13 protein-coding genes, 1 pseudogene and 1 riboswitch are annotated in these 19,594 nt (G+C 74.7%); of the genes and pseudogenes, 4 read left to right on the forward strand and 10 right to left on the reverse strand.

Features of this window, described 5'->3' with window-relative positions; all coding sequences use genetic code 11:
• Window positions 1-6: 6 nt before the first annotated feature.
• The 3 genes from eno to ACFC0B_RS31035 form a co-directional block, all read right to left on the reverse strand.
• Window positions 7-1,293 (reverse strand): phosphopyruvate hydratase, encoded by a 1,287-nt coding sequence (gene eno / locus ACFC0B_RS31025; protein WP_376093245.1) that lies wholly within the window; start codon window positions 1,291-1,293, stop codon window positions 7-9.
• Between the two features lie 243 nt (window positions 1,294-1,536).
• Window positions 1,537-2,469 (reverse strand): transglycosylase family protein, encoded by a 933-nt coding sequence (locus ACFC0B_RS31030; protein WP_376093248.1) that lies wholly within the window; start codon window positions 2,467-2,469, stop codon window positions 1,537-1,539.
• Between the two features lie 5 nt (window positions 2,470-2,474).
• A riboswitch (cyclic di-AMP (ydaO/yuaA leader) is annotated at window positions 2,475-2,623 on the reverse strand.
• A 231-nt stretch (window positions 2,624-2,854) separates the two neighbouring features.
• A complete protein-coding gene (locus tag ACFC0B_RS31035; RefSeq protein ID WP_376093251.1) occupies window positions 2,855-4,141 on the reverse strand; it encodes a cytochrome P450 in 1,287 nt (428 codons plus the stop codon).
• 197 nt (window positions 4,142-4,338) lie between these two features.
• On the opposite strand from ACFC0B_RS31035, the gene ACFC0B_RS31040 reads away from it, so the two are divergent.
• Entirely contained in the window at window positions 4,339-4,764 is a 426-nt protein-coding gene (locus tag ACFC0B_RS31040; protein ID WP_376093254.1) for an SDR family NAD(P)-dependent oxidoreductase, read from the forward strand.
• A gap of 77 nt (window positions 4,765-4,841) precedes the next feature.
• Here the strand turns inward: ACFC0B_RS31040 and ACFC0B_RS31045 are convergent, their stop codons facing one another.
• Entirely contained in the window at window positions 4,842-5,879 is a 1,038-nt protein-coding gene (locus tag ACFC0B_RS31045; protein WP_376093257.1) for a MazG family protein, read from the reverse strand.
• A 177-nt stretch (window positions 5,880-6,056) separates the two neighbouring features.
• On the opposite strand from ACFC0B_RS31045, the pseudogene ACFC0B_RS31050 reads away from it, so the two are divergent.
• Window positions 6,057-6,683, forward strand: a pseudogene (locus tag ACFC0B_RS31050) (phosphatase PAP2 family protein); the annotation flags it as partial.
• A 162-nt stretch (window positions 6,684-6,845) separates the two neighbouring features.
• On the opposite strand, the gene ACFC0B_RS31055 reads toward ACFC0B_RS31050, so the two are convergent.
• The 3 genes from ACFC0B_RS31055 to mfd form a co-directional block, all read right to left on the reverse strand.
• A complete protein-coding gene (locus ACFC0B_RS31055; RefSeq protein ID WP_376093299.1) occupies window positions 6,846-7,508 on the reverse strand; it encodes a response regulator in 663 nt (220 codons plus the stop codon).
• Between the two features lie 76 nt (window positions 7,509-7,584).
• Complete coding sequence (locus ACFC0B_RS31060; protein ID WP_376093260.1) at window positions 7,585-8,988, reverse strand: sensor histidine kinase; 1,404 nt, start codon at window positions 8,986-8,988, stop codon at window positions 7,585-7,587.
• Between the two features lie 279 nt (window positions 8,989-9,267).
• Entirely contained in the window at window positions 9,268-12,897 is a 3,630-nt protein-coding gene (gene mfd / locus ACFC0B_RS31065; protein ID WP_376093263.1) for a transcription-repair coupling factor, read from the reverse strand.
• A gap of 730 nt (window positions 12,898-13,627) precedes the next feature.
• Here mfd and ACFC0B_RS31070 point away from each other — a divergent pair.
• The gene (locus tag ACFC0B_RS31070; protein ID WP_376093266.1) at window positions 13,628-14,944 is read left to right on the forward strand and encodes a nucleotide sugar dehydrogenase; all 1,317 of its coding nucleotides are present in this window, start codon (window positions 13,628-13,630) and stop codon (window positions 14,942-14,944) included.
• 97 nt (window positions 14,945-15,041) lie between these two features.
• Here the strand turns inward: ACFC0B_RS31070 and ACFC0B_RS31075 are convergent, their stop codons facing one another.
• Window positions 15,042-15,359: a beta/gamma crystallin domain-containing protein gene (locus tag ACFC0B_RS31075; protein WP_376093269.1), complete on the reverse strand. Its 318-nt coding sequence runs from the start codon at window positions 15,357-15,359 to the stop codon at window positions 15,042-15,044.
• A gap of 488 nt (window positions 15,360-15,847) precedes the next feature.
• Between ACFC0B_RS31075 and ACFC0B_RS31080 the strand changes: the two genes are divergently transcribed.
• The gene (locus ACFC0B_RS31080) at window positions 15,848-16,510 is read left to right on the forward strand and encodes a hypothetical protein (RefSeq protein WP_376093272.1); all 663 of its coding nucleotides are present in this window, start codon (window positions 15,848-15,850) and stop codon (window positions 16,508-16,510) included.
• Window positions 16,511-16,622: 112 nt separating this feature from the next.
• Here ACFC0B_RS31080 and ACFC0B_RS31085 read toward each other — a convergent pair whose 3' ends face one another.
• Both ACFC0B_RS31085 and ACFC0B_RS31090 read right to left on the reverse strand, forming a co-directional pair.
• The gene (locus ACFC0B_RS31085) at window positions 16,623-17,990 is read right to left on the reverse strand and encodes a hypothetical protein (protein WP_376093275.1); all 1,368 of its coding nucleotides are present in this window, start codon (window positions 17,988-17,990) and stop codon (window positions 16,623-16,625) included.
• 267 nt (window positions 17,991-18,257) lie between these two features.
• Window positions 18,258-19,594, reverse strand: a 1,337-nt coding sequence (locus ACFC0B_RS31090) for an SUKH-4 family immunity protein (protein ID WP_376093278.1), incomplete at its 5' end; no start/stop codon positions are given.

Consider the following 19,594-nt stretch of genomic DNA (forward strand, 5'->3'; position numbering starts at 1 on the left):
TCGGGCTCAGCCCTCGTGCTTGAACCGCGGGAAGGCGCCGCGGCCGGCGTACTCGGCGGCGTCGTCGAGGATCTCCTCGATGCGCAGCAGCTGGTTGTACTTGGCGACGCGCTCGGAGCGGGCCGGGGCGCCGGTCTTGATCTGGCCGCAGTTGGTGGCGACGGCCAGGTCGGCGATGGTGACGTCCTCGGTCTCGCCGGAGCGGTGCGACATCATGCAGCGGTAGCCGTTGCGCTGGGCCAGCTCGACGGCGTCCAGGGTCTCGGTCAGCGAGCCGATCTGGTTGACCTTCACCAGCAGCGCGTTGGCGGTGCCGGTCTCGATGCCGCGGGCCAGGCGGGCCGGGTTGGTGACGAACAGGTCGTCGCCGACCAGCTGGACCTTGTCGCCCAGCTTCTCGGTCATGGCCTTCCAGCCGTCCCAGTCCGACTCGTCCAGCGGGTCCTCGATGGAGACCAGCGGGTAGGCGGCGACCAGGCCGGCGTAGTACTCGATGAGCTCGGCGGCGGTGAGCGCCTTGCCCTCGAACTGGTAGGCGCCGTCCTCGTAGAACTCGGAGGAGGCGACGTCCAGGGCGAGCGCGACGTCCTTGCCCGGCACGTAGCCGGCCTTCTGGATGGCCTCGACGATGAGGTCCAGGGCCTCGCGGTTGGAGTCCAGGTTCGGGGCGAAGCCGCCCTCGTCGCCCAGGCCGGTCGACAGACCGCGCTCCTTCAGCACGCCCTTGAGGGTGTGGTAGACCTCGACGCCCCAGCGGACGGCCTCGGAGAAGGACTCCGCGCCGATCGGGGCGATCATGAACTCCTGGATGTCGACGTTGGAGTCCGCGTGCGAGCCGCCGTTGAGGATGTTCATCATCGGGACCGGCAGGACGTGCGCGTTCGGGCCGCCCAGGTAGCGGAACAGCGGCAGGTCGCTGGCCTCGGAGGCGGCGTGCGCGACGGCCAGCGAGACGCCCAGGATGGCGTTGGCGCCGAGCGAGGACTTGTCCGGGGTGGCGTCCAGGTCGAGCATGGCCTGGTCGATCAGGCGCTGCTCGGTGGCGTCGTAGCCGACCAGCTCGGGGCCGATCTGCTCGATGACGGCCAGGACGGCCTTCTCCACGCCCTTGCCGAAGTAGCGGTTCTTGTCACCGTCGCGGAGCTCCAGCGCCTCGAAGGCACCGGTGGAGGCACCCGACGGGACGGCGGCACGGCCGGTGCTGCCGTCGTCGAGGCCGACCTCGACCTCGACCGTGGGGTTGCCGCGCGAGTCGAGAATCTCACGGGCGACGACGACATCGATGGACGGCACGAGGCATCTCCTAGCGGAAGCAGGTTCGGCCGACGGTGGGGTGCGGTCGGCCGGACGATTGCGGAGTCGTTACGACCAGAGCCTAACCGCACGGGCTGTCCGGGCCACGTCGACCTCGGTTCCGTCTCAGCGTGTGGCCTCGCTACCCACCGGTAGTTCACCTGGTTGCCCGACCGGAGGGGTCCGGATGCGGACGAAGGGGGGCCGATCGGCCCCCCTTCGTCCGTCCGGTCGGAGCGGTCGTCAGCCGAGGGTCAGGACCTGGCCCGGGACGATCAGGTTCGGGTCGGCGCCGACGGTGCCGCGGTTGCCGTCGTAGAGCGCCTGCCAGCCGCCGGAGACGCCCTGGGCGGTGGCGATCCCGGCGAGGGTGTCGCCGGAGCGGACGGTGTAGCCGTGGCCGGCCGACTGCTGCTGCGCGGCGGGGGCGGCCTGGGCGGCCGGCTGGCCGGCGTACTGCTGGTAGACGCTCTGGTGGCTGGTCCAGTACCAGGCGCCGTTGTTCTGGTACCAGAAGACCTTGGCGTCGGCGTCCCAGCCGGCCTTGCCGGAGAAGGCCGGGGACTGCGGGGCCTGCTGCTGGACCTGCTGCTGGGCCTGCGGAGCCTGCTGGGCGCTCTGCGGCGCGTACTGCCGGGCCTGCGGCTTGGCGGCCTGCTGCTGCGGCTGGGCCTGCGGCTTCGGGGCGGCGGCCGGCTTCGGGGCGGCGGGCTTCGGGGTCTGCTGCTGCGGCTGGGCCTGCGGCTTCGGGGCGGCCGGCTCGGCGGCCGCCGCGGTGTCGACCGCCGCCGGGGCGCCGCCCTTGCTCAGGCCGGCCTTCTTGGAGCAGACCGGCCAGGCGCCCGGGCCCTGCGAGGCGAGGACCTTCTCGGCGACCGAGATCTGCTGGGCCTTCGAGGCCTGGTTGGCCTGCGGCGCGTAGGCGGTGCCGCCGTACGCCTTCCAGGTGCTGGAGGTGAACTGGAGGCCGCCGTAGAAGCCGTTGCCGGTGTTGATGCTCCAGTTGCCGCCGGCCTCGCACTGGGCGACCGCGTCCCAGGTGGAGACCGGGGCGGCGGAGGCGCCGGTGGCGCTCAGGATCGGCATCGCCAGTCCGACGCCGGCGACACCGGCGACGGCGATGGCCTTCTCGGCCTGGGTACGGCGACGGTGACGACCGGTTCCAACGAACAGCATGAAGGGGTCCCTCTCCGCACGCCTGCGAGGTGAGCTGTCGGGTTCGGACCGGGAGGTGGCCCGGCCGCGCGGAGGCGGCTTCACCCCTAGCCGTGGGAGACGGCGCAAAACCTGGGTCCCCCGCCCCTGCCCAGGGTTCTGGTCGGTGTCCCGTGTCGCGGCGGGCAGGACTCGGCGTTCCGCGGACGAGGTTCGCAGCTGCGAACTCCACGGAGACTAGACAGATCTTCAGAGCAATCACAAGCTCATATCGCAGATATCACATGGACATCACGTCATGTGATGGATTGCCTACCAACCGAGGAGGTATGTCCGGATTGAGGGTGGTTCAGACCCCCGGTAAACGCGCAACGGAGAGTGCCCGTCAGCGTGTTGTGCCGGTCCGTCAGCCCTCGGAACGGGTGTTCGGAGCCTCCTCGACGGACGCTTTCTCCGGCGTGAATTCCACCGGAAGTTCACGGAGTCCCCGCATGATCAGACCACCGCGCCAGCGCAGGTCCCCGGGGTCCGCGGCGAGCCGCAGGTCCGGCAGCCGGGTCAGCAGGGTGGCCAGCGCGGCCCGTCCCTCCAGCCGCGCCAGCGGCGCGCCGATGCAGTAGTGGATGCCGTGGCCGAACCCCAGGTGCGGATTGTCGGCCCGGGCCAGGTCCAGGGTGTTCTCGGCGGCGAACCGCGCCGGGTCCCGGTCCGCCGCCGCGAGCACCACCAGCACCGGGTCGCCGACCGGGATCCGCACCCCGCCGATGGTCAGCGGGCTGGTCGCGAACCGCCAGGTGGCCAGCTCCACCGGCCCGTCGTAGCGCAGGAGTTCCTCGATCCCGGTCTCCAGCAGCGCGCTCTCGCCGCGCCCGACGGACTCCTGGAGCAGCCGGCGCTGCTCCAGGTGCCGGAACAGGGCGAAGCACCCGTTGCCGATCAGGTTGATGGTGGTTTCGAAGCCGGCGAACAGCAGGATGAAGGCCATCGCCGCCGCCTCGTTCTCGGTCAGGTGCTCGCCGTGGTCGCCGGCCCGGATCAGCCCCGAGATCAGGTCGTCGCCGAGGTCAGCCCGCTTGCGGTGGATCAGCTCCAGCAGGTAGGCGCGGATCTTCTTCACCGCGCGGCCCACGCCGCCGCGCTGCCCGCCGTGGTGGCGGATCATCGCGCCCGCCCAGTCCCGCAGGTCGTCCTGGTCCTCGGCCGGCACCCCGAGCAGGTCGCAGATCGCGTAGATGGGGAGCGGGAACGCGAACTCGTGGATGAGGTCGGCGGAGCCGCGCGCCGCGAAGCCGTCGATCAGCCGGTCGGTCAGCTGCTGCACCCGCGGCTCGAAGGCCGCCACCCGGCGCGGGGTGAACGCCTTGGACACCAGGCGGCGCAGCCGGGTGTGGTCCGGCGGGTCGATGTTCAGCAGATGGGTCATCAGGTCGGCCTGGCGCTCGCCCGGGATGCCGACGCGGCCGGTGCGGTGGGCCTGCTCGCTGTGGTGGACCGGGTTCTTGGAGAGCCGACCGTCCGCCAGCGCCTGCCGGGCGTCCGCGTACCGGGTGACCAGCCAGGCCTCCACCCCGCTCGGCAGGGTGGTCCGGTGCACCGGCTCGTGCTCGCGCAGCCACGCGTACGCGGGGTACGGATCGGCGGCGAACTCCCAGGTGAACAGGGGCGGACGGGCGGCGTCGGGCTGAGCTGGCATGGGTCGACGGTATCCCGGGCGGATCCGGGCCGGCGCACGGCGTGCGCGGCGCCCGGGCGGGTCCGTTCCGCGCGGCAGGCGTGAGCCTGGTCACCTGAGGGGTAATTCCTGTTGCGGGGGGTCGGGACCTGCCTACGATCCTCCGCAAGATGTCCGTGGGCGTCGGTGCGGAGCCGCCCACAGGGAGGAGCAAGGCCATGCGGGTCACCGGTGCGGTCGTCGTGATCGCCGTACTCGACGGCGGGTCGGGGGCGGGCCTCGCCCGCCGGCTCACCGCGGCGGGAGCCGCCGGGATGCTGATCGCCGACCAGCAGGCCGGGGTCGCCGAGGACCTCGCGACCGAACTCGACCGGCCGGGCTGCCGGGTCGTCGGCGTCGGCGGCGACGTCCGCCGCCCCAGCGACGTCGCCGCGCTGGTCGACACCGCCGAGAAGCACCTGGGCCCGATCGACCTGTTCTGCGTGGCCGGGCCGGACGGCGAGCGGATCGTCTCGCTCTCCGACCTGCCCGACCACCTCGACCTGGAGCGGCTCGCCGAACTCGTCGCCCTGGTCGGCGAGGCGATCGGCGAGGTCGTCGTCCCGGCGCGGCGCCGCCCGGTGGAGCACGTCACCGCCGTCTGAGGCGGCGTCCGGGCGGCGTCCGCGTACGGCGATGTCCGCGTGCGGCGGCGTCCGCGTGAGGTGTGGCCGCTCGCCCGCTAGCGGGCGGGCTTCAGGCCCTCCGCGGCGCGCACCGCGTCCCGGTAGTCGCGCGCCGCGGCCCGCAGCGCGGCGTCCACGTCGATCCCGGCGTCGTGCGCGCGCTGCGCCACCGCGAGCAGCAGCCGGCCCGCCGACTCCGCGGTGAGCCCGGCGGGCAGCTCGTACGGCTCGTCCGGCACGCCCGTGAAGGCGGCCCGGCGCACCCGCGACACCAGCTTCGCCGCGTACGCCAGCGAGGGCAGCCCGGCCGGCACGCCGTCCAGCACCGACTCGCGCTCCGACTTCTCGGCCGCCTTGAGCGCCTCCCAGTTGGCCTCCACCTCGGCCGCGCCGTCCGCCTCGGCGTCGCCGAACACGTGCGGGTGGCGGTACATCAGCTTGTCGACGATGTCGCCCGCGACGTCGTCGATCGAGAAGGCGCCGGTGGGGTGCTCCTCGGCGATCCGGGAGTGGAAGAAGACCTGGAGCAGGACGTCGCCCAGCTCCTCGCGGAGCATGTCGCGGTCCCCCTCCTCGATCGCCTCGACCAGCTCGTAGGCCTCCTCGACCAGGTACTTCACCAGGCTGGCGTGGGTCTGCTCGGCGTCCCAGGGGCAGCCGCCGGGCGAGCGGAGCCGGTCCATCACCGAGACCAGGTCCAGCAGCCGCGCGCCCGGCAGGTCGTAGGAGCCGGGCAGCACCTCGATCTCCGGCACCTCGCCGGCGTGCTCGACCGCGAGGCGGGCCAGCGCGTCGGTCAGCCCCGGGTCGCCGTCCGGGCTGCCCAGCCAGACCGTCGGGCCGGCCCCGGCCGACGGGTCCGCCGGGGCCTCGGTGAGCAGCCGGGCCAGCGCGGGGGCGGAGCCCGGCGCCACGGTCCGGACCTCGACGCCGGCCTGTGCCAGGGCGGGCAGCTGCGGGTGGGCGGGGTCGGCGGCGAGCACCCGCCCGGCCGAGCGCAGCGCCTCCCAGGCGGGCCAGGACAGCAGGCCGGGGGCCACCCGGTGGGTGGTGATGAGGAGGATCAGCTTCGGGCCCGGAGGATTCGTCGTCACCCTCCGAACCTACCCGTCCGGTCCGCACCCCCGCCGCCGGGTTCCGGGGCCCGGGCGCGCCCCGCACCGGGCGCGCCCGCACGGGGCGGGTGGCGCGTCAACCCTGACGATCGTCCAGGTCGGACCCTGTCTTTCGGGTCGGGTCGGCGCCCGCCTCCGGCTCCTACCGTCCGTGTCATGACGAACACGCTCAGGAACAGAACGGCCCTCGCGGTGGTGCTGCTGGGTGCGGGCACCGGCGCGGTCGGGTGGCTGGCGCCGGGGCGCGCGGGCGGGGGCGGACCGGTCCGGGTGGCCACCGGCTGGTCCGCCGCCGGCTACCGGCGGGTGGCCGACGCCGTCGCCGACGCCCCGCCCCGGCTCGCCGCCCTGCTGGAGCCCGCCACCGAGGCCGGGCTGCTGGTACTGGGCCTGCTGCTGGCGCTCTGCTGGTGGACGGCCCGCGGGCGGCGGGCCGCCGGAGCGGTCGCGGGCGTCGCGCTCACCGGCCTCGGCACGGTGCTCGCGTACGGGGCGAGCGAGGTGCTGAAGCCGGTGCTCGACGAGGAGCGGCCCTGCCGGGCCCTGCCCGCCCTGCCGTCCACCGCGCTCGCCGACTGCCCTCCGCCGGGCGACTGGTCGTTCCCCAGCAACCACGCGACCCTGGCCGTCGCGCTGGCCACCGGCCTGGTGCTGCTCCGGCCGCGCTGGGCGTGGGCGGCCGTCCCGGTCGGCCTGGGGACCGCCGCCCTGCGGGTCGCCGCCGGGGTGCACTACCCGCACGACGTGCTCGCCGGGGCGGCCCTGGGCGGGGCGGTCACGGCGGCGGTGGTCGTCGCGCTGCTGCCCTCCGCGACGGCCGCGGTCGGCGCGCTGGGCGGCGTGCGGCTGCTCGGTCCGCTGCTGCTCCGTCCGCTGCCGGTCGATCCGTTGGCGGTCGGTCCGTTGGCGGTCGGTCCGCTGAGGCCGGGTGGCGGCGGACCGGGATCAGGCGGGCGGCGGGCCCGCGGCCAGGCCGGCCTCGTGGGCGAGGACGGCGGCGGCCGCCCGATTGGCCACCCCCAGCCGGGCCAGGACGTTGCTGACGTGCGCCTTCACCGTGCCCTCCACCACCCCGATCCGGCGGGCGATCTGGCCGTTGGACAGCCCGGCGGCGACCAGCGCCAGCACATCGCGTTCGCGGGCGGTCAGTCCGGCCACCCGGCGCTGGGCGGCGGACCTGCGGTCGGCCGGACCGCCGGCCCCGGTGGCGGCGAGGTGGGCCACCACCCGGGCGGCCACCCGGGGTGAGAGGTAGGCCGCGCCGTCCGCCACCGACCGGACGCCGGCGATCAGCTCCTCCGGCTCGCCGGACTTGATCAGGAACCCGTTGGCGCCCCCTCCGAGGGCGCGCAGGATGTAGTCGTCCTCACCGAAGGTGGTCAGCATGACGATCCCGGTCGCCGCCCCGGTCCGGGTGGTGACGGCGCCCCGGCGGATCTCGGCGGCGGCGGCGATGCCGTCCGTTCCCGGCATCCGGATGTCCAGCACGGCGACGTCCGGGCGGTGGCGCCGGACCAGGTCGACCGCCTCCCGGCCGTTCCCGGTCTCGGCGACGATCTCGATCCCCGGATCGGTGGCGAGCACGGCGCGCACGCCGGCCCGCACCATCGGCTCGTCGTCCGCGATCACCACCCGGATCGGCGGGCGGGCCCCGGCCTCCTGCCCCGCGCCCGTCACCGGGCGCTCACTGGACCAGGGCGTCCAGGGAGACCAGCACGCCGTCCCGGAAGCAGAGCCGGTACGCGTCCCCGGAGCGGTCGTCGTGGAAGGCCTTGCCCGTCATCGCGTAGTACTCGCACGTCACTCCCTCTCCGCCGGGCGGCGGGTCGCCCACGGACGGATGGTACGGAAACTGGCGTTCCGGCAGGAACGGCTCCACCGAGGCCCGGTCCTGGCCGACGCGCAGCGAGGCGTAGTCGGCGGGGTCGAGGACGGAGCGTCCGGCCGCCTGGATCGTCCAGCCGCGCAGCACCGCCGTCAGGGCCAGGGCCACGGACAGCGGCGCCAGCACCACCGCCGCCATCATCCGGCCCACCCGGCGGCGGGCCCGGCGCAGTTCGCGGGTGGGCGAGACCGCGACCGGCCGCGGCGCCGGGCCGCCCGCCGGGGCGCCGACGCGCGGCAGGCGGGCGTGGACCTCGAAGCCCCCGTCGTCGCGGGGCCCGTACCGGAAGGCGCCGCCGGCCAGCCGGACCCGCTCGGCCAGGCCGATCAGGCCGCGGCCGCCCGTCACCGGACCGGGCGATCCTCCCCGGGGCGGCCCGTTGACCACCCGGACCCGGGCACCGTCCGGGGAGTACCCGACCCGCACCTCGACCGGCGCGCCCGGGGCGTGCTTGGCGGCATTGGTCAGCGCCTCCTGGACCACCCGCCACGCGGCGTGCTCGGCCGCCCGCGGCAGCCCGTCCGGCTCACCGGTGACGGCCAGCCGGACGTCCAGGCCCGCCGCGGCCGCCTCCGCGACCAGCTGCGGAACGTCCGCGTCGGCCGGGCCCCGGGCGGCGTGCGCGTCCGTCTCGTCCCGCAGCACGCCGATCACCTCGCCGAGACGCTCGACGGCCGCCGCCGCACCCGCCCGGATCTCCTGGGCCGCCTCCCGGTGCGGCGGGGCCAGGTCGGGCGCCAGCTTCAGCGCGCCGGCGCGCAGCGCGATCAGGCTCAGGTCGTGGCCGAGGGCGTCGTGCATGTCCTGGGCGATCCGGGCCCGCTCACGCAGCCGCGCCTGCTCCGCCACCAGCCGCTGCTCGCGCTCGGCCCGCTCCGCGCGTTCCCAGCCGGCCCGCACCAGCTCCTGCGACAGCCGCCAGAACCGGCCCACCATCCACGGGCCCATCCCGGCGCAGACCAGGACCGAGACCACCGACGTCGCCTGCTCCGACCAGGCCGGCCGGACGACGGCCACCAGCGTCCCCGCCGTCACCAGGACCGCCAGCAGCACGGCCGCCGACCGGACCCGCTCCGTCCGCACTCCGGCCGCGAAGGCCGCCCCGACCCCCGGCAGCACCCACCAGAGGGACACCGGACTCAACCCGAGCCCCCCGGCCGCCACCACCAGCAGCGCCCACTCCACCCACCGCTCTCTCCACACCCGCCCGACCCTACGGACCCGGGCCGCCGGGCGGATCTGTCGAAAGTCATGCCCGCGCAGAGAAACCGGCCCCGCCGCCGCCCTCACGGCTCGTGGCGGCCCGACTCCCCGACCCACGCGGGTCGGCGCAGCCCCCGGCCGACCACAAGCAGCAACCCCTCCGCCCGAACGGCGGCCCCGGGCGCCGTCGCCCGGGACCGCCGTCCCCCCTGCCGTTCCCCTCACCTGGAGCCGGGAGCCGGGTGCCGGGAGCCGTCCCGGCCCGGCCTGCCGCCCGCCCTACTTCTTGGCCCCCGCCAGGTCGTCGAACATCGTCGACAGGAACTCCCGGCACCACGTCAGCAGCTCCCGCCCGACCAGCGGCTTGCCGCCGATCCGCCCGGTGGACGGCCGCGGCACCAGCAGCTGCTGGGTCGCCGCCTTCACCTGGCTGCGCGGGTAGAGCCGGTTCAGCCGCAGCTGCTGCGACTCCCGCAGCTCGACCGGCCCGAACCGCACATGGGAACCCTGCAGGGTGATGTCGGCGATGCCGCACCGCCGCGCGTACAGCCGCAGCGCGGCCACCAGCAGCAGGTTCTCCACCGGCTCGGGCAGCTTGCCGTACCGGTCGACCAGCTCGTCCCGGACCTGCCGGATGTCCTCCTCCGAGTTGACCGCCGCGATCGAGCGGTAGGCCTGGAGCCGCAGCCGCTCCCCCGGCGCGTAGTCGTGCGGCACATGGGCGTCGACCGGCAGCTCGATCTTCACCTCCAGCGGCTCCTCCTCCGGCTCGCCGCCGCCCGCCAGCGACTCCCGGAACTCGGCCACCGCCTCGCCGACCATCCGCATGTAGAGGTCGAAGCCGACGCCCGCGATGTGCCCGGACTGCTCGCCGCCGAGCAGGTTGCCCGCGCCGCGGATCTCCAGGTCCTTCATCGCCACGTACATGCCGGCGCCCATCTCGGTGTGCTGGGCGATGGTGGCCAGCCGCTCGTGCGCGGTCTCGGTCAGCGGCTTCTCCGGCGGGTACAGCATGTACGCGTACCCGCGCTCCCGCCCGCGGCCCACCCGGCCGCGCAGCTGGTGCAGCTGGGAGAGGCCGAAGGTGTCGCCGCGCTCGACGATGAGCGTGTTGGCGTTGGAGATGTCGATGCCGGACTCCACGATCGTGGTCGACACCAGGACGTCGAACTCCTTCTCCCAGAAGTCGACGACCACCTTCTCCAGCTGGGTCTCGCCCATCTGCCCGTGCGCGGTGGCGATCCGCGCCTCGGGCACCAGGTCCTTCAGCCGGGCGGCCGCCTTGTCGATCGACTCGACCCGGTTGTGGATGTAGAACACCTGGCCCTCGCGCAGGAGTTCGCGCCGGACCGCCGCCGAGATCTGCTTCTCGTCGTACGGTCCGACGAAGGTCAGCACCGGGTGCCGCTCCTCCGGCGGGGTGGTGATGGTGGACATCTCGCGGATGCCGGTGACCGCCATCTCCAGGGTGCGCGGGATCGGGGTCGCGGACATGGTGAGCACGTCCACGTTGGCCCGCAGCTTCTTCAGCTGCTCCTTGTGCTCGACGCCGAACCGCTGCTCCTCGTCGACGATGACCAGCCCGAGGTCCTTGAAGCGGGTCTCCGAGGAGAACAGCCGGTGGGTGCCGATGACGACGTCCACCGAGCCCTCGAACAGCCCCTCCAGCACGGCCTTGGCCTCGCTGTCGGTCTGGAACCGGGACAGCGCCTTCACGGTGACCGGGAAGTTGGCGTACCGCTCGGCGAAGGTCGAGAAGTGCTGCTGCACCAGCAGCGTGGTCGGCACCAGCACCGCCACCTGCTTGCCGTCCTGCACCGCCTTGAAGGCCGCGCGCACCGCGATCTCGGTCTTGCCGTAGCCGACGTCGCCGCAGATCAGCCGGTCCATCGGAACGGACTTCTCCATGTCCGACTTGACCTCGGCGATGGTGGTCAGCTGGTCCGGCGTCTCCGCGTACGGGAAGGCGTCCTCCAGCTCCCGCTGCCACGGGGTGTCCGGCCCGAAGGTGTGGCCGGGAGCGGCCATCCGGGCCGAGTACAGCTTGATGAGGTCGGCGGCGATCTCCTTGACCGCCTTCTTGGCCCGCTGCTTGGTCTTCGCCCAGTCCGCGCCGCCGAGCCGGTGCAGCGTCGGGGCCTCCCCGCCGACGTACTTGGTGACCTGGTCGAGCTGGTCGGTCGGCACGAACAGCCGGTCGCCGGGGTGCCCCCGCTTGGCCGGCGCGTACTCCAGCACCAGGTACTCGCGGGTGGCGCCCTGCACGGTGCGCTGCACCATCTCCACGTACCGGCCGACGCCGTGCGCCTCGTGCACCACGTAGTCGCCGGCCGCCAGCGCCAGCGGATCGATCGCGTTGCGGCGCCGGGACGGCATCCGCCGCATGTCCTTGGTCGAGGACTTCTGCCCGGACAGGTCGGTCTCGGTGATGACCGTCAGCTTGAGGGCCTCGTCGACGAAGCCGTACTCGATCGAGCCGCAGGAGACGTGCACGACGTCCCGGGTCGGTGCCTCGGACAGGTCGGCGACCAGCCGGGCCGGGATGCCCTCGTTGCCGAGCACCTCGGCGAGGCGCGAGGCCGGGCCGTGCCCCTCGGTCACCATGACGACCCGCCAGTCGGCGGCCAGCCGCTCCTTGGCGTCGGCGATCGCCCGCGCGGTGTCGCCCCGGTACGCCTCGACCGCGTGCATGCCGAGGGTCAGGGTGTTGGCGTCGAACTCCAGCAGGCCGTCGACCGAGGCGTCGCTGGTCGCGAACGGGCTGACCGACCACCACGGCAGGCCGATCTCGGCGGCGTGCTCGCGCACCTCGGCGAGCGAGCGCAGCGAGGCGGCCGAGACGTCGATCGCCTCCAGGTCGATCGGCCGGTCGCCGCCGGCCGCGGCCGCCACCCAGGAGGCGTGCAGGAACTCCTGACTGGTCGCCACCAGGTCGGCGGCGCGGGTGCGGACCCGCTCGGGGTCGCAGACCACCGCGACCGAGCCGAGCGGCAGCACGTCCAGCAGCAGCTCCATGTCGTCGACCAGGACGGGCGCCAGCGACTCCATGCCCTCGACCGCGATGCCCTCGGCGATCCTGTCCAGGATCTCGGCCAGCCCCGGGTGCTCGGCGGACAGCTCGGCGGCCCGGGCCCGCACCTCGTCGGTCAGCAGCAGCTCGCGACAGGGCGGCGCCCACAGGCCGTGCTCGGCGATCTCCAGCGACCGCTGGTCGGCCACCTTGAAGTACCGGATCTCCTCGACGTCGTCGCCCCAGAACTCCACCCGCAGCGGGTGTTCCTCGGTCGGCGGGAAGACGTCCAGGATGCCGCCGCGAACCGCGAACTCGCCGCGCTTCTCGACCAGTTCGACCCTGGAGTAGGCGGCCGCGGCGAGCCGCCGGGCGATCTCCTCCAGATCGTGCGACTCGCCGCGCTGGACGGCCACCGGCTCCAGCTCGGCCAGCCCCTTCACCTGCGGCTGGAGCACCGAGCGGACCGGCGCCACGATCACCTGCACCGGCCCGGCGGCCGGGTCCTCGGCGCGCGGGTGGACGATCCGGCGCAGCACCGCGAGCCGGCGGCCGACCGTGTCGGAGCGCGGCGAGAGCCGCTCGTGCGGCAGCGTCTCCCAGGCCGGGAACTCGGCGACCGCGTCCGGCGGCAGCAGCGAGCGCAGCGAGGCGGCGAGGTCCTCGGCCTCCCGGCCGGTGGCGGTGACGGCCAGCACCGGACGGCCCCGTTCCCCGGCCGCCTGCCCGGCGAGCGCGCGGGCGAGCGCGGCGATCGCGAACGGCCGGGCGGCGGGCGGCCCGACCAGGTCGAGGTGCCGGCGGCCGCCGGCCGCGGCACCGGTGGCGGTCGCGGCCCCGATCGCCTCGGCGAGGGCCGCGTCCCGCGCGACGACATCGAGCAGTCCGGTCAGGCTCATCTGGAGTCTCTTCTTCGTCCCGTGGCTGGTGCTGCCCTGGGGGCCGGGGGCCTGTCCGGGCAACGCGAACGGCCCGGCACGCCGAGCGGCCGGGGGTCTCCAGCCTACGCCGCGCGGCTGACCCGCACCCGGCGCACGGCCGGGGGCGGAACCGGGCGCGGTGCGGCGCGGACGAACCATCGGCCGCACGCTGCCGCTCCGGCCGTTTTGCCGGACCGTTTCCCCGCTGTCGCGATCTGCCACGAACTGGACATACTCCTGTCACTGGCCGTCCATGGAGATCGCGCACCATGGTGAATGTGCCCGCCGCACCCAACCGTGGGGGATGGCTGCGGGGGCACGGTCGCACACCCGATGGGGGTCGGGGGTGCGAGGCCGGGCGACCCTGGGTGGGGGCGCCCGCCCACGCGCCGGGAACCGTGGCGTCCTTTCCTGGAGGACGCCACGGGTCTCGGCCTCACTCTTTCCCCGGCCCTTCCCCGGCCCGGGCCCCTCGACGCACCGGACCGCGACCGGACCGCGACCGGCCCACGACCGACCGGCCGCAGCCCCGCGGCCGGACCTCCGGCGTCCCGCCACCGGCCGGCCCGGACACCCCTTTTCCGGCCCCTTCCGGCGCAATCCCGGGAAAACCCGCGCGGGCAGGCCCCGCTCCCTACCCTGATGTGAAGACCGTGTGGGGGACGCCCGGAGGGGCCAGGGGGCGTCGCGATGGAGGGGGTTCTTCGTCATGCGCGTTGTCATCGCAGGCCAGGGCTACGTGGGGCTGCCGCTCGCGGTCCGCGCGGCCGAGGTCGGGCACCGGGTGGTCGGCTACGACGTGGACGAGCGCCGGATCAAACGGCTGGCCGTCGGCGAGTCGTACGTCGAGGACATCCCGGCCGAGCGGCTGCGGCCGCTGCTGGAGAACGGGAGCTACCTGCCGTCCGCCGAGCCGTCCGACGTGGCGGGTTTCGACGTCGCGGTGATCACCGTGCCGACGCCGCTGCGCGAGGGCGTGCCCGACCTGTCGTTCATCGAGGCCTCGGCCGCCCTGCTCGCCCAGCACCTGCGGCCGGGGGCGTGCGTCGTCCTGGAGTCGACCACCTACCCCGGCACCACCGAGGAGCTGCTCGCGCCGCTGCTGGAGGAGGGGTCCGGGCTGACCGCCGGGCGGGACTTCCACCTCGGCTACAGCCCCGAGCGGATCGACCCGGGCAACCCGGCCTGGCGGCTGGAGAACACCCCGAAGGTGGTCTCCGGGATCAACCCGGCCTCGCTGGCGGCGGTCGACGGCTTCTACGGCGGGCTGGTCGATCGGACCGTGCCGGTCTCCTCCTGCAAGGAGGCCGAACTGACCAAGCTGCTGGAGAACACCTTCCGGCACGTCAACATCGCGCTGGTCAACGAGCTCGCGATGTTCGCGCACGACCTCGGCATCGACGTCTGGGAGGCCATCGACGCGGCCTCCACCAAGCCCTTCGGCTACCTGCGGTTCACCCCCGGTCCCGGGGTGGGCGGGCACTGCCTGCCGATCGACCCGTCCTACCTGTCCTGGCGGGTCGAGCGGGCGCTCGGCCAGTCGTTCCGGTTCGTCGAGCTGGCCAACGACGTCAACAGCCACATGCCCGACTACGTGGTCCGCCGGCTCGCCGAGGCGCTGAACGAGCGGCAGCGCTCGGTCAAGGGCTCGCGGGTGCTGCTGCTCGGGCTGGCGTACAAGAAGAACACCGGCGACGCCCGGGAGACGCCGGCCGCCCGGGTCGCCGAGCTGCTGGTCCGGATGGGCGCCGAGGTCCGGGCCGCCGATCCGCACGTGGTGGTCGGGGTGCACGCGCCGGAGCCGGTGATCCCCGGCCAGCGGGCCGCCGAGCACGACCCGCACGGGGACCCGTTCGGCGCGGTCCGCCGGGTGGAGGCGAGCCCGGAGGAGCTGGCGGCGGCGGACGCGGTGGTGCTGCTCGCCGACCACGACGACTTCGACTACGAGGCGGTCGCCGCGCACGCCCGGTACGTGCTGGACTGCCGGCGCCGGCTGCCCCGGGGCGCCGCGGTCGAGGTGCTCTGACCCTTCGGAAGCGGTGCCGGGCGTCCGCACCCGCCCGGCACCGCGGGTCAGCGGGCGTCCTCGCCCGCCCGGCCCCGCGGGGCCCGTCCCCCGCGGCCTACCAGCGGGAGAGGTTGATGTCGTACATCATCACCTCGTGGCCCACGTGGCCGTTGAAGTCGTACTGCTCCCAGTTGAAGACGGTCCACGAGCCCATGCCGCCGCCCAGGTACGTGGTGACCTTGTTGTTCCCGGCGTCGATCCGGTCGACGTTGTAGATGCGCACGGCCATCCAGCCGTCGTTCGCGAAACAGAGCGTGCCGCCGTAGCCGTAGTTGTAGACCTTCGCGAAATCGTTGCGGTTTCCGCAGTCGATGCGGTTGACCGCCCCGGCATTCGCGGCCGGCAGTAACGTGGCGGCCGCCGCGGTGAGCACGGCGAGTACGCCGATCCGGCGGCTCCGGGCATTTCCGGAACGATTCCCGGGAGAACGTTCCCGAAGATTTGTGCGGCGAATCATCTGAACCCTCCGAAGGGGTATCGGCTGCGACTCCAGAGGTTGACATGGCGCCGCACGGCCGAACAGTTCTTTTCCGGCCAAGCCGCACCGCCCCGACACCCCGGAGGCCGCCTCGCACAGGCATGCGCTAGGGTCCGAACAGTCCCGCCGTTCTTGAGAATCGGAGCTTCCGGATGGCCCTCCCCGAGCATTTCGGGCGATTCACCGCCGCCACCGCAGCGGTCTTTTTATCGGCCTTTCTCGCGGGCTGCTCCGGGACATCCGGAGGAGGTTCCGCACATTCCGCCCTGACACCGCCGGCGATCGACGCGCCGAAAGCCCCGGAATCCGGCCGGGCCGGAATGACCGGACTTCCGCTTTCCGCTTATCAGTCCGACGACCTGGCCGCCCTGAGAGAGATTCAGGTGCGCAATGCGCTGGTCGTCTCGTGCATGCGCCGGGCCGGCTACACGGGTTTCAGCGGGGACGGCCTGCAGGAGGCCCGGCCGCCGGACAACGCCACCGCCCTGCCCGCCGGCGCCTGGGGGTACCTCGGGGCGGAGGTGGCGGGCGTCCAGGGGTTCCACGCCCACCGGCGGGCCGTGCCCGAGGCGGGCGCCGCGCCGGCGGCCGGCGAGGCCTACGACGCCGCCCGGGTCGACTGCCACCGGCAGGCCTCCGACCGGATCGGCGCCCCGCCGGGGCCGGGGGCCGACCTGATCGGGCGGCTCTTCTCCGAGTCCATGGCCGTCACCGGGAAGGACGAGCGGGTGGTGGCGGCGACCGGGCAGTGGTCCGCCTGCATGGCCGCCGCCGGGTTCGGGGCCGACGATCCGGCGACCCTCCCGGAGCGCTTCCGGACCGCGGCGGAGGCCACCCCGGCCGAACTGGCCACCGCCCGGGCCGACGCCGACTGCACCACCCGCAGCAACCTCGCCGCGATCTGGTTCACCGTCCTGGCGGGCTACCAGCGCCAGCAGATCGACCGCAACGCCGCGGCTCTGAACGCCCACCGCGAGGCCGTCCGCGCCCAGGACGCCAAGCTCGCCCGGCTCCTCGCCGAAGGGGACACCGTGCCGACCCCGTGAACCGCGCCGACCCCGTGAGCCGGGCGGAGAACGGCGTTCGGCGGCCGGGCCGCCGAACGCGTCGGGCCCCGGGCGCCGGACGGCACCCGGGGCCCGACGGAGGCCGGACCGGTCAGCGGCGGTGGTAGCCGACCGTGTTCGGGGTCGCGTAGTCGCTGCCGTCGTCGACGATCACGATCTTCGGGATGATCCGGGTCTCCTCCTCGGCCGGCCGCTCGGCCGCGGCGCCCGCGCCCTCAACGGCCCCCGCCGCCGACGGCGGGGTGGCCGGCCTCGGCGGCACCGGTCCGGTGGCGACCGCCGCGGCCGCGGGCGGGGTGACCCGCCCCGGGGTGACCCGCAGCACCGCCGTGGCCGCCTCCGCGGCGGGCACCGGGACCGGCTCCTTGCGGAGGTCGGCCCGCGGGTCCGCGAGGACGGGCAGCGGGATCTCCCCGGTGTCCGCCTCCGAGTCCACCGGGGCCCGGTCGGCCGGAACCCGGCCCGCCGGGGCGCCGTCCACCGGAGCGCCGTCCACCGGCCCGGCGCCGGAGCCCGGCGGCAGGGCCGGGACGGGGACCGGGAGCGGGGCCGCCGCCGCCTCCAGCGCCGCGGGCTCGATCGCGCCGACCGCCGCGCCGGTCAGCGAGGCCAGCGTCGCCTTGATGTGGTCGAGGTGCTGCTGCACCGTCTCCAGCCTGGTCGCGTACTCGCGCTGCTCGCGCTCGGTCGCCGCGTTGATCCGCTCGGCCTCGCGCCGGGCCTGCTCGATCAGCTGGTCCGCCCGGGCCTGCGCCTCGGCGTCGCTCTGCTTGATCTGGCCGAGCACCGTCTCGCGGAACTGCTCGGCCTCCTTGACCCGCCGCTCGGCGGTGGCGGAGACCGCCGCGTCCTCGGCGTCGGCCTCGGTCTGCGCCTCGACGAACATCTCGTCGGCCTTGCGGCGCAGCTCGGCCAGCTTGGCCTCGGCCCGCTCGGAGGCCTCGGCGGCCGCGACCCGGACCTTGGCGGCGTGCGCCGTGGCGGCGTCCCGGACGGCCCGGACCTCGCGGTCGGTCTCGGCCCGGATGGCCTCCGCCTCGGCCCTGGTGCGCTCGTCGGTCCGGCGGGCGGCGGCGTCGGCCTCGGTGCGGGTGGTGGTCGCGTACTCCTTGGCGGTGCGGTCGAGCACCTGGCCGGCCTCGTACACCTCGTCGCGGAGGTCCTCGGCGAACCGCTCGGCCTTGTCGCGGACGGCGCGGGCCTCGTTCTCCGCCATCCTGGCCAGGCCGGCGGCCTCGTCGCTGAGCACCTGGTAGTCGGGCTCGGGGGCGTCGGCGGCGGTCTGCTGGATCTCGGCCAGCCGGCGCTCCATCTCGCGGAGCCCGGCGCCGAGCACGCTCAACCGCTCCCACCCCTCGTCGCGCTGCGCGGTGAGCGCGGTCAGGGTGCGGTCGACCTGCTCGGGCGCGTAACCGCGCCGGGCAACGGTGAAGCCGTACTGGGGGACGGCGTCGCTCATGGGCTCTTCCCCTCGTGTCGCGGGCTGCGGAGCCCATGATCGGACGGATCGGTCCGCTCGGGAACCGGGTCGGGGAACCCGGTCGGGATTCGGACGTCAGGCGGATCGGAATATGCCGAGGATGGACGTTTGCGACCATCCTCTTGACCTATTTTGCGTGGATGTGGACGAAACCCCAATGAGGCACCGCCGCGCCGGTACGCCGAAGGGGCCGTTCCGGGGCGCTGGAACGACCCCCGCCACCTGCGCGGATCCGGCACGGCCTGCCTAGAGCAGGCCGTCCCAGAACTGCTCCAGCAGCACGGCCCACCAGGTGTCCGCGGACTGCAGCGCAGCCGGGTCGATCGCGGCCAGCTGGGCCTGGAAGTCGGTCGTCCAGCGACCGGCCTGGTCCGGGGTCAGCCCGTACCGCAGCCGCCACATCCGGCCCAGCAGGGCCAGCGCGCGGACGAACTCCGGTACACCCGTGTTGACGAACCGGGGGGGCTCACCGGTTCCTTCCAGATCCACCGCGACCACGTGCGCCGTGCCGTACTGCACACAGAGCTGGCGGCCGTAGTCGTTGCCGAGCACCAGGTAGCCGCCGAAGTCCGGGCCGCCCGGCAGGCCGCGCTCGGCGGCCAGCTCGGCGAGCGTCGGGATCGGCCGGCCCTCCTGGGCCTGCGCCCAGAAGAACGGTCCGAACTCGCGCGGCAGGCCCGACCACATCAGCGTCTGCGCCACCGGCTCGGGCACGCCCTGGCGGGCCACCGCGCGCTGCTCGAAGCGGAACACGTTCGGCCCGAAGGCCTGGCCGGTCTCCTGGGCGAGCTGCTGCGGCGCGAGCTGCGGCAGCGCCGCGACGGTGCCCGGCGCGGGCAGCGGCACCCGGAACGGCCGGACCCGCTGCGGACCGGAGGCCAGCTGGTGCAGCTCGTCCAGGTGGTCCAGCAGCTGGGCCATGCCGGTCTGCCGGGAGTGGTGGTCGCGGCCGTAGTCGGCGGTGTGGGTGAGCCGGACGTTCGGCCAGGAGGCGGCGATCATCCGGTTGCAGTAGCCGCCGGGCAGGTCGCACGACTCCAGCTCGGTGTAGAGCTCCAGCACCTGCTCCGGCGGCACGTTGAGCCGCCGCAGGTCCTGGAGGATCTTCCACTCCGGGTGCGGGGTGCCGGGCTCGCTGCGGTGCAGCAGCTTCTGCTCCGAGCCGTCCGGGCCCCGGTAGCTGAGCGCGGCGAAGTAGCCCGGGCCGACGGCGGGCACGCCGGGCGGCACCGGGGCGCCCGGCGGCGGTCCGGGGACGGGCGCCGGCGGGGCGGCCGGCACGGGGGCCGGGGCGGGCGCCGGGGCGCCGGCGGGAGCGGGGCCGCCCGGGTAGCCGTAACCGGACCCGGGCGCGCCCGCGCCGGGCGGCGGCGGGACGGCGGGGCCGCCGGACGGCGGGGTGCCCGGGTCGGCGGGGACGCCGCCGAGCAGCGCCGGGTCGATCGCGCCCGCCAGCTGGGTGCGCTCGTACGCCACCCCGCCCGGAGCGGGTGCCGCGGGCGGTGCGGGCGGGGCGGCCGGGGCGTCGCCGGGCCGCAGACCCGCCGGCGGCGGGGGCGGCGGGGCGCCGACGGCGTTGCGGC

This window comes from Kitasatospora sp. NPDC056184 (assembly GCF_042268405.1).
In the GTDB taxonomy this organism is placed as follows: domain Bacteria; phylum Actinomycetota; class Actinomycetes; order Streptomycetales; family Streptomycetaceae; genus Kitasatospora.

Coding starts and splice junctions, on each gene's coding strand:
- ACFC0B_RS31030 (WP_376093248.1), bottom strand. CDS start 2,469: ATGCTGTTCGTTGGAACCGGTCGTCACCGTCGCCGTACCCAGGCCGAG.
- ACFC0B_RS31035 (WP_376093251.1), bottom strand. CDS start 4,141: ATGCCAGCTCAGCCCGACGCCGCCCGTCCGCCCCTGTTCACCTGGGAG.
- ACFC0B_RS31040 (WP_376093254.1), top strand. CDS start 4,339: ATGCGGGTCACCGGTGCGGTCGTCGTGATCGCCGTACTCGACGGCGGG.
- ACFC0B_RS31055 (WP_376093299.1), bottom strand. CDS start 7,508: ATGGTGCGGGCCGGCGTGCGCGCCGTGCTCGCCACCGATCCGGGGATC.
- mfd (WP_376093263.1), bottom strand. CDS start 12,897: ATGAGCCTGACCGGACTGCTCGATGTCGTCGCGCGGGACGCGGCCCTC.
- ACFC0B_RS31070 (WP_376093266.1), top strand. CDS start 13,628: ATGCGCGTTGTCATCGCAGGCCAGGGCTACGTGGGGCTGCCGCTCGCG.
- ACFC0B_RS31085 (WP_376093275.1), bottom strand. CDS start 17,990: ATGAGCGACGCCGTCCCCCAGTACGGCTTCACCGTTGCCCGGCGCGGT.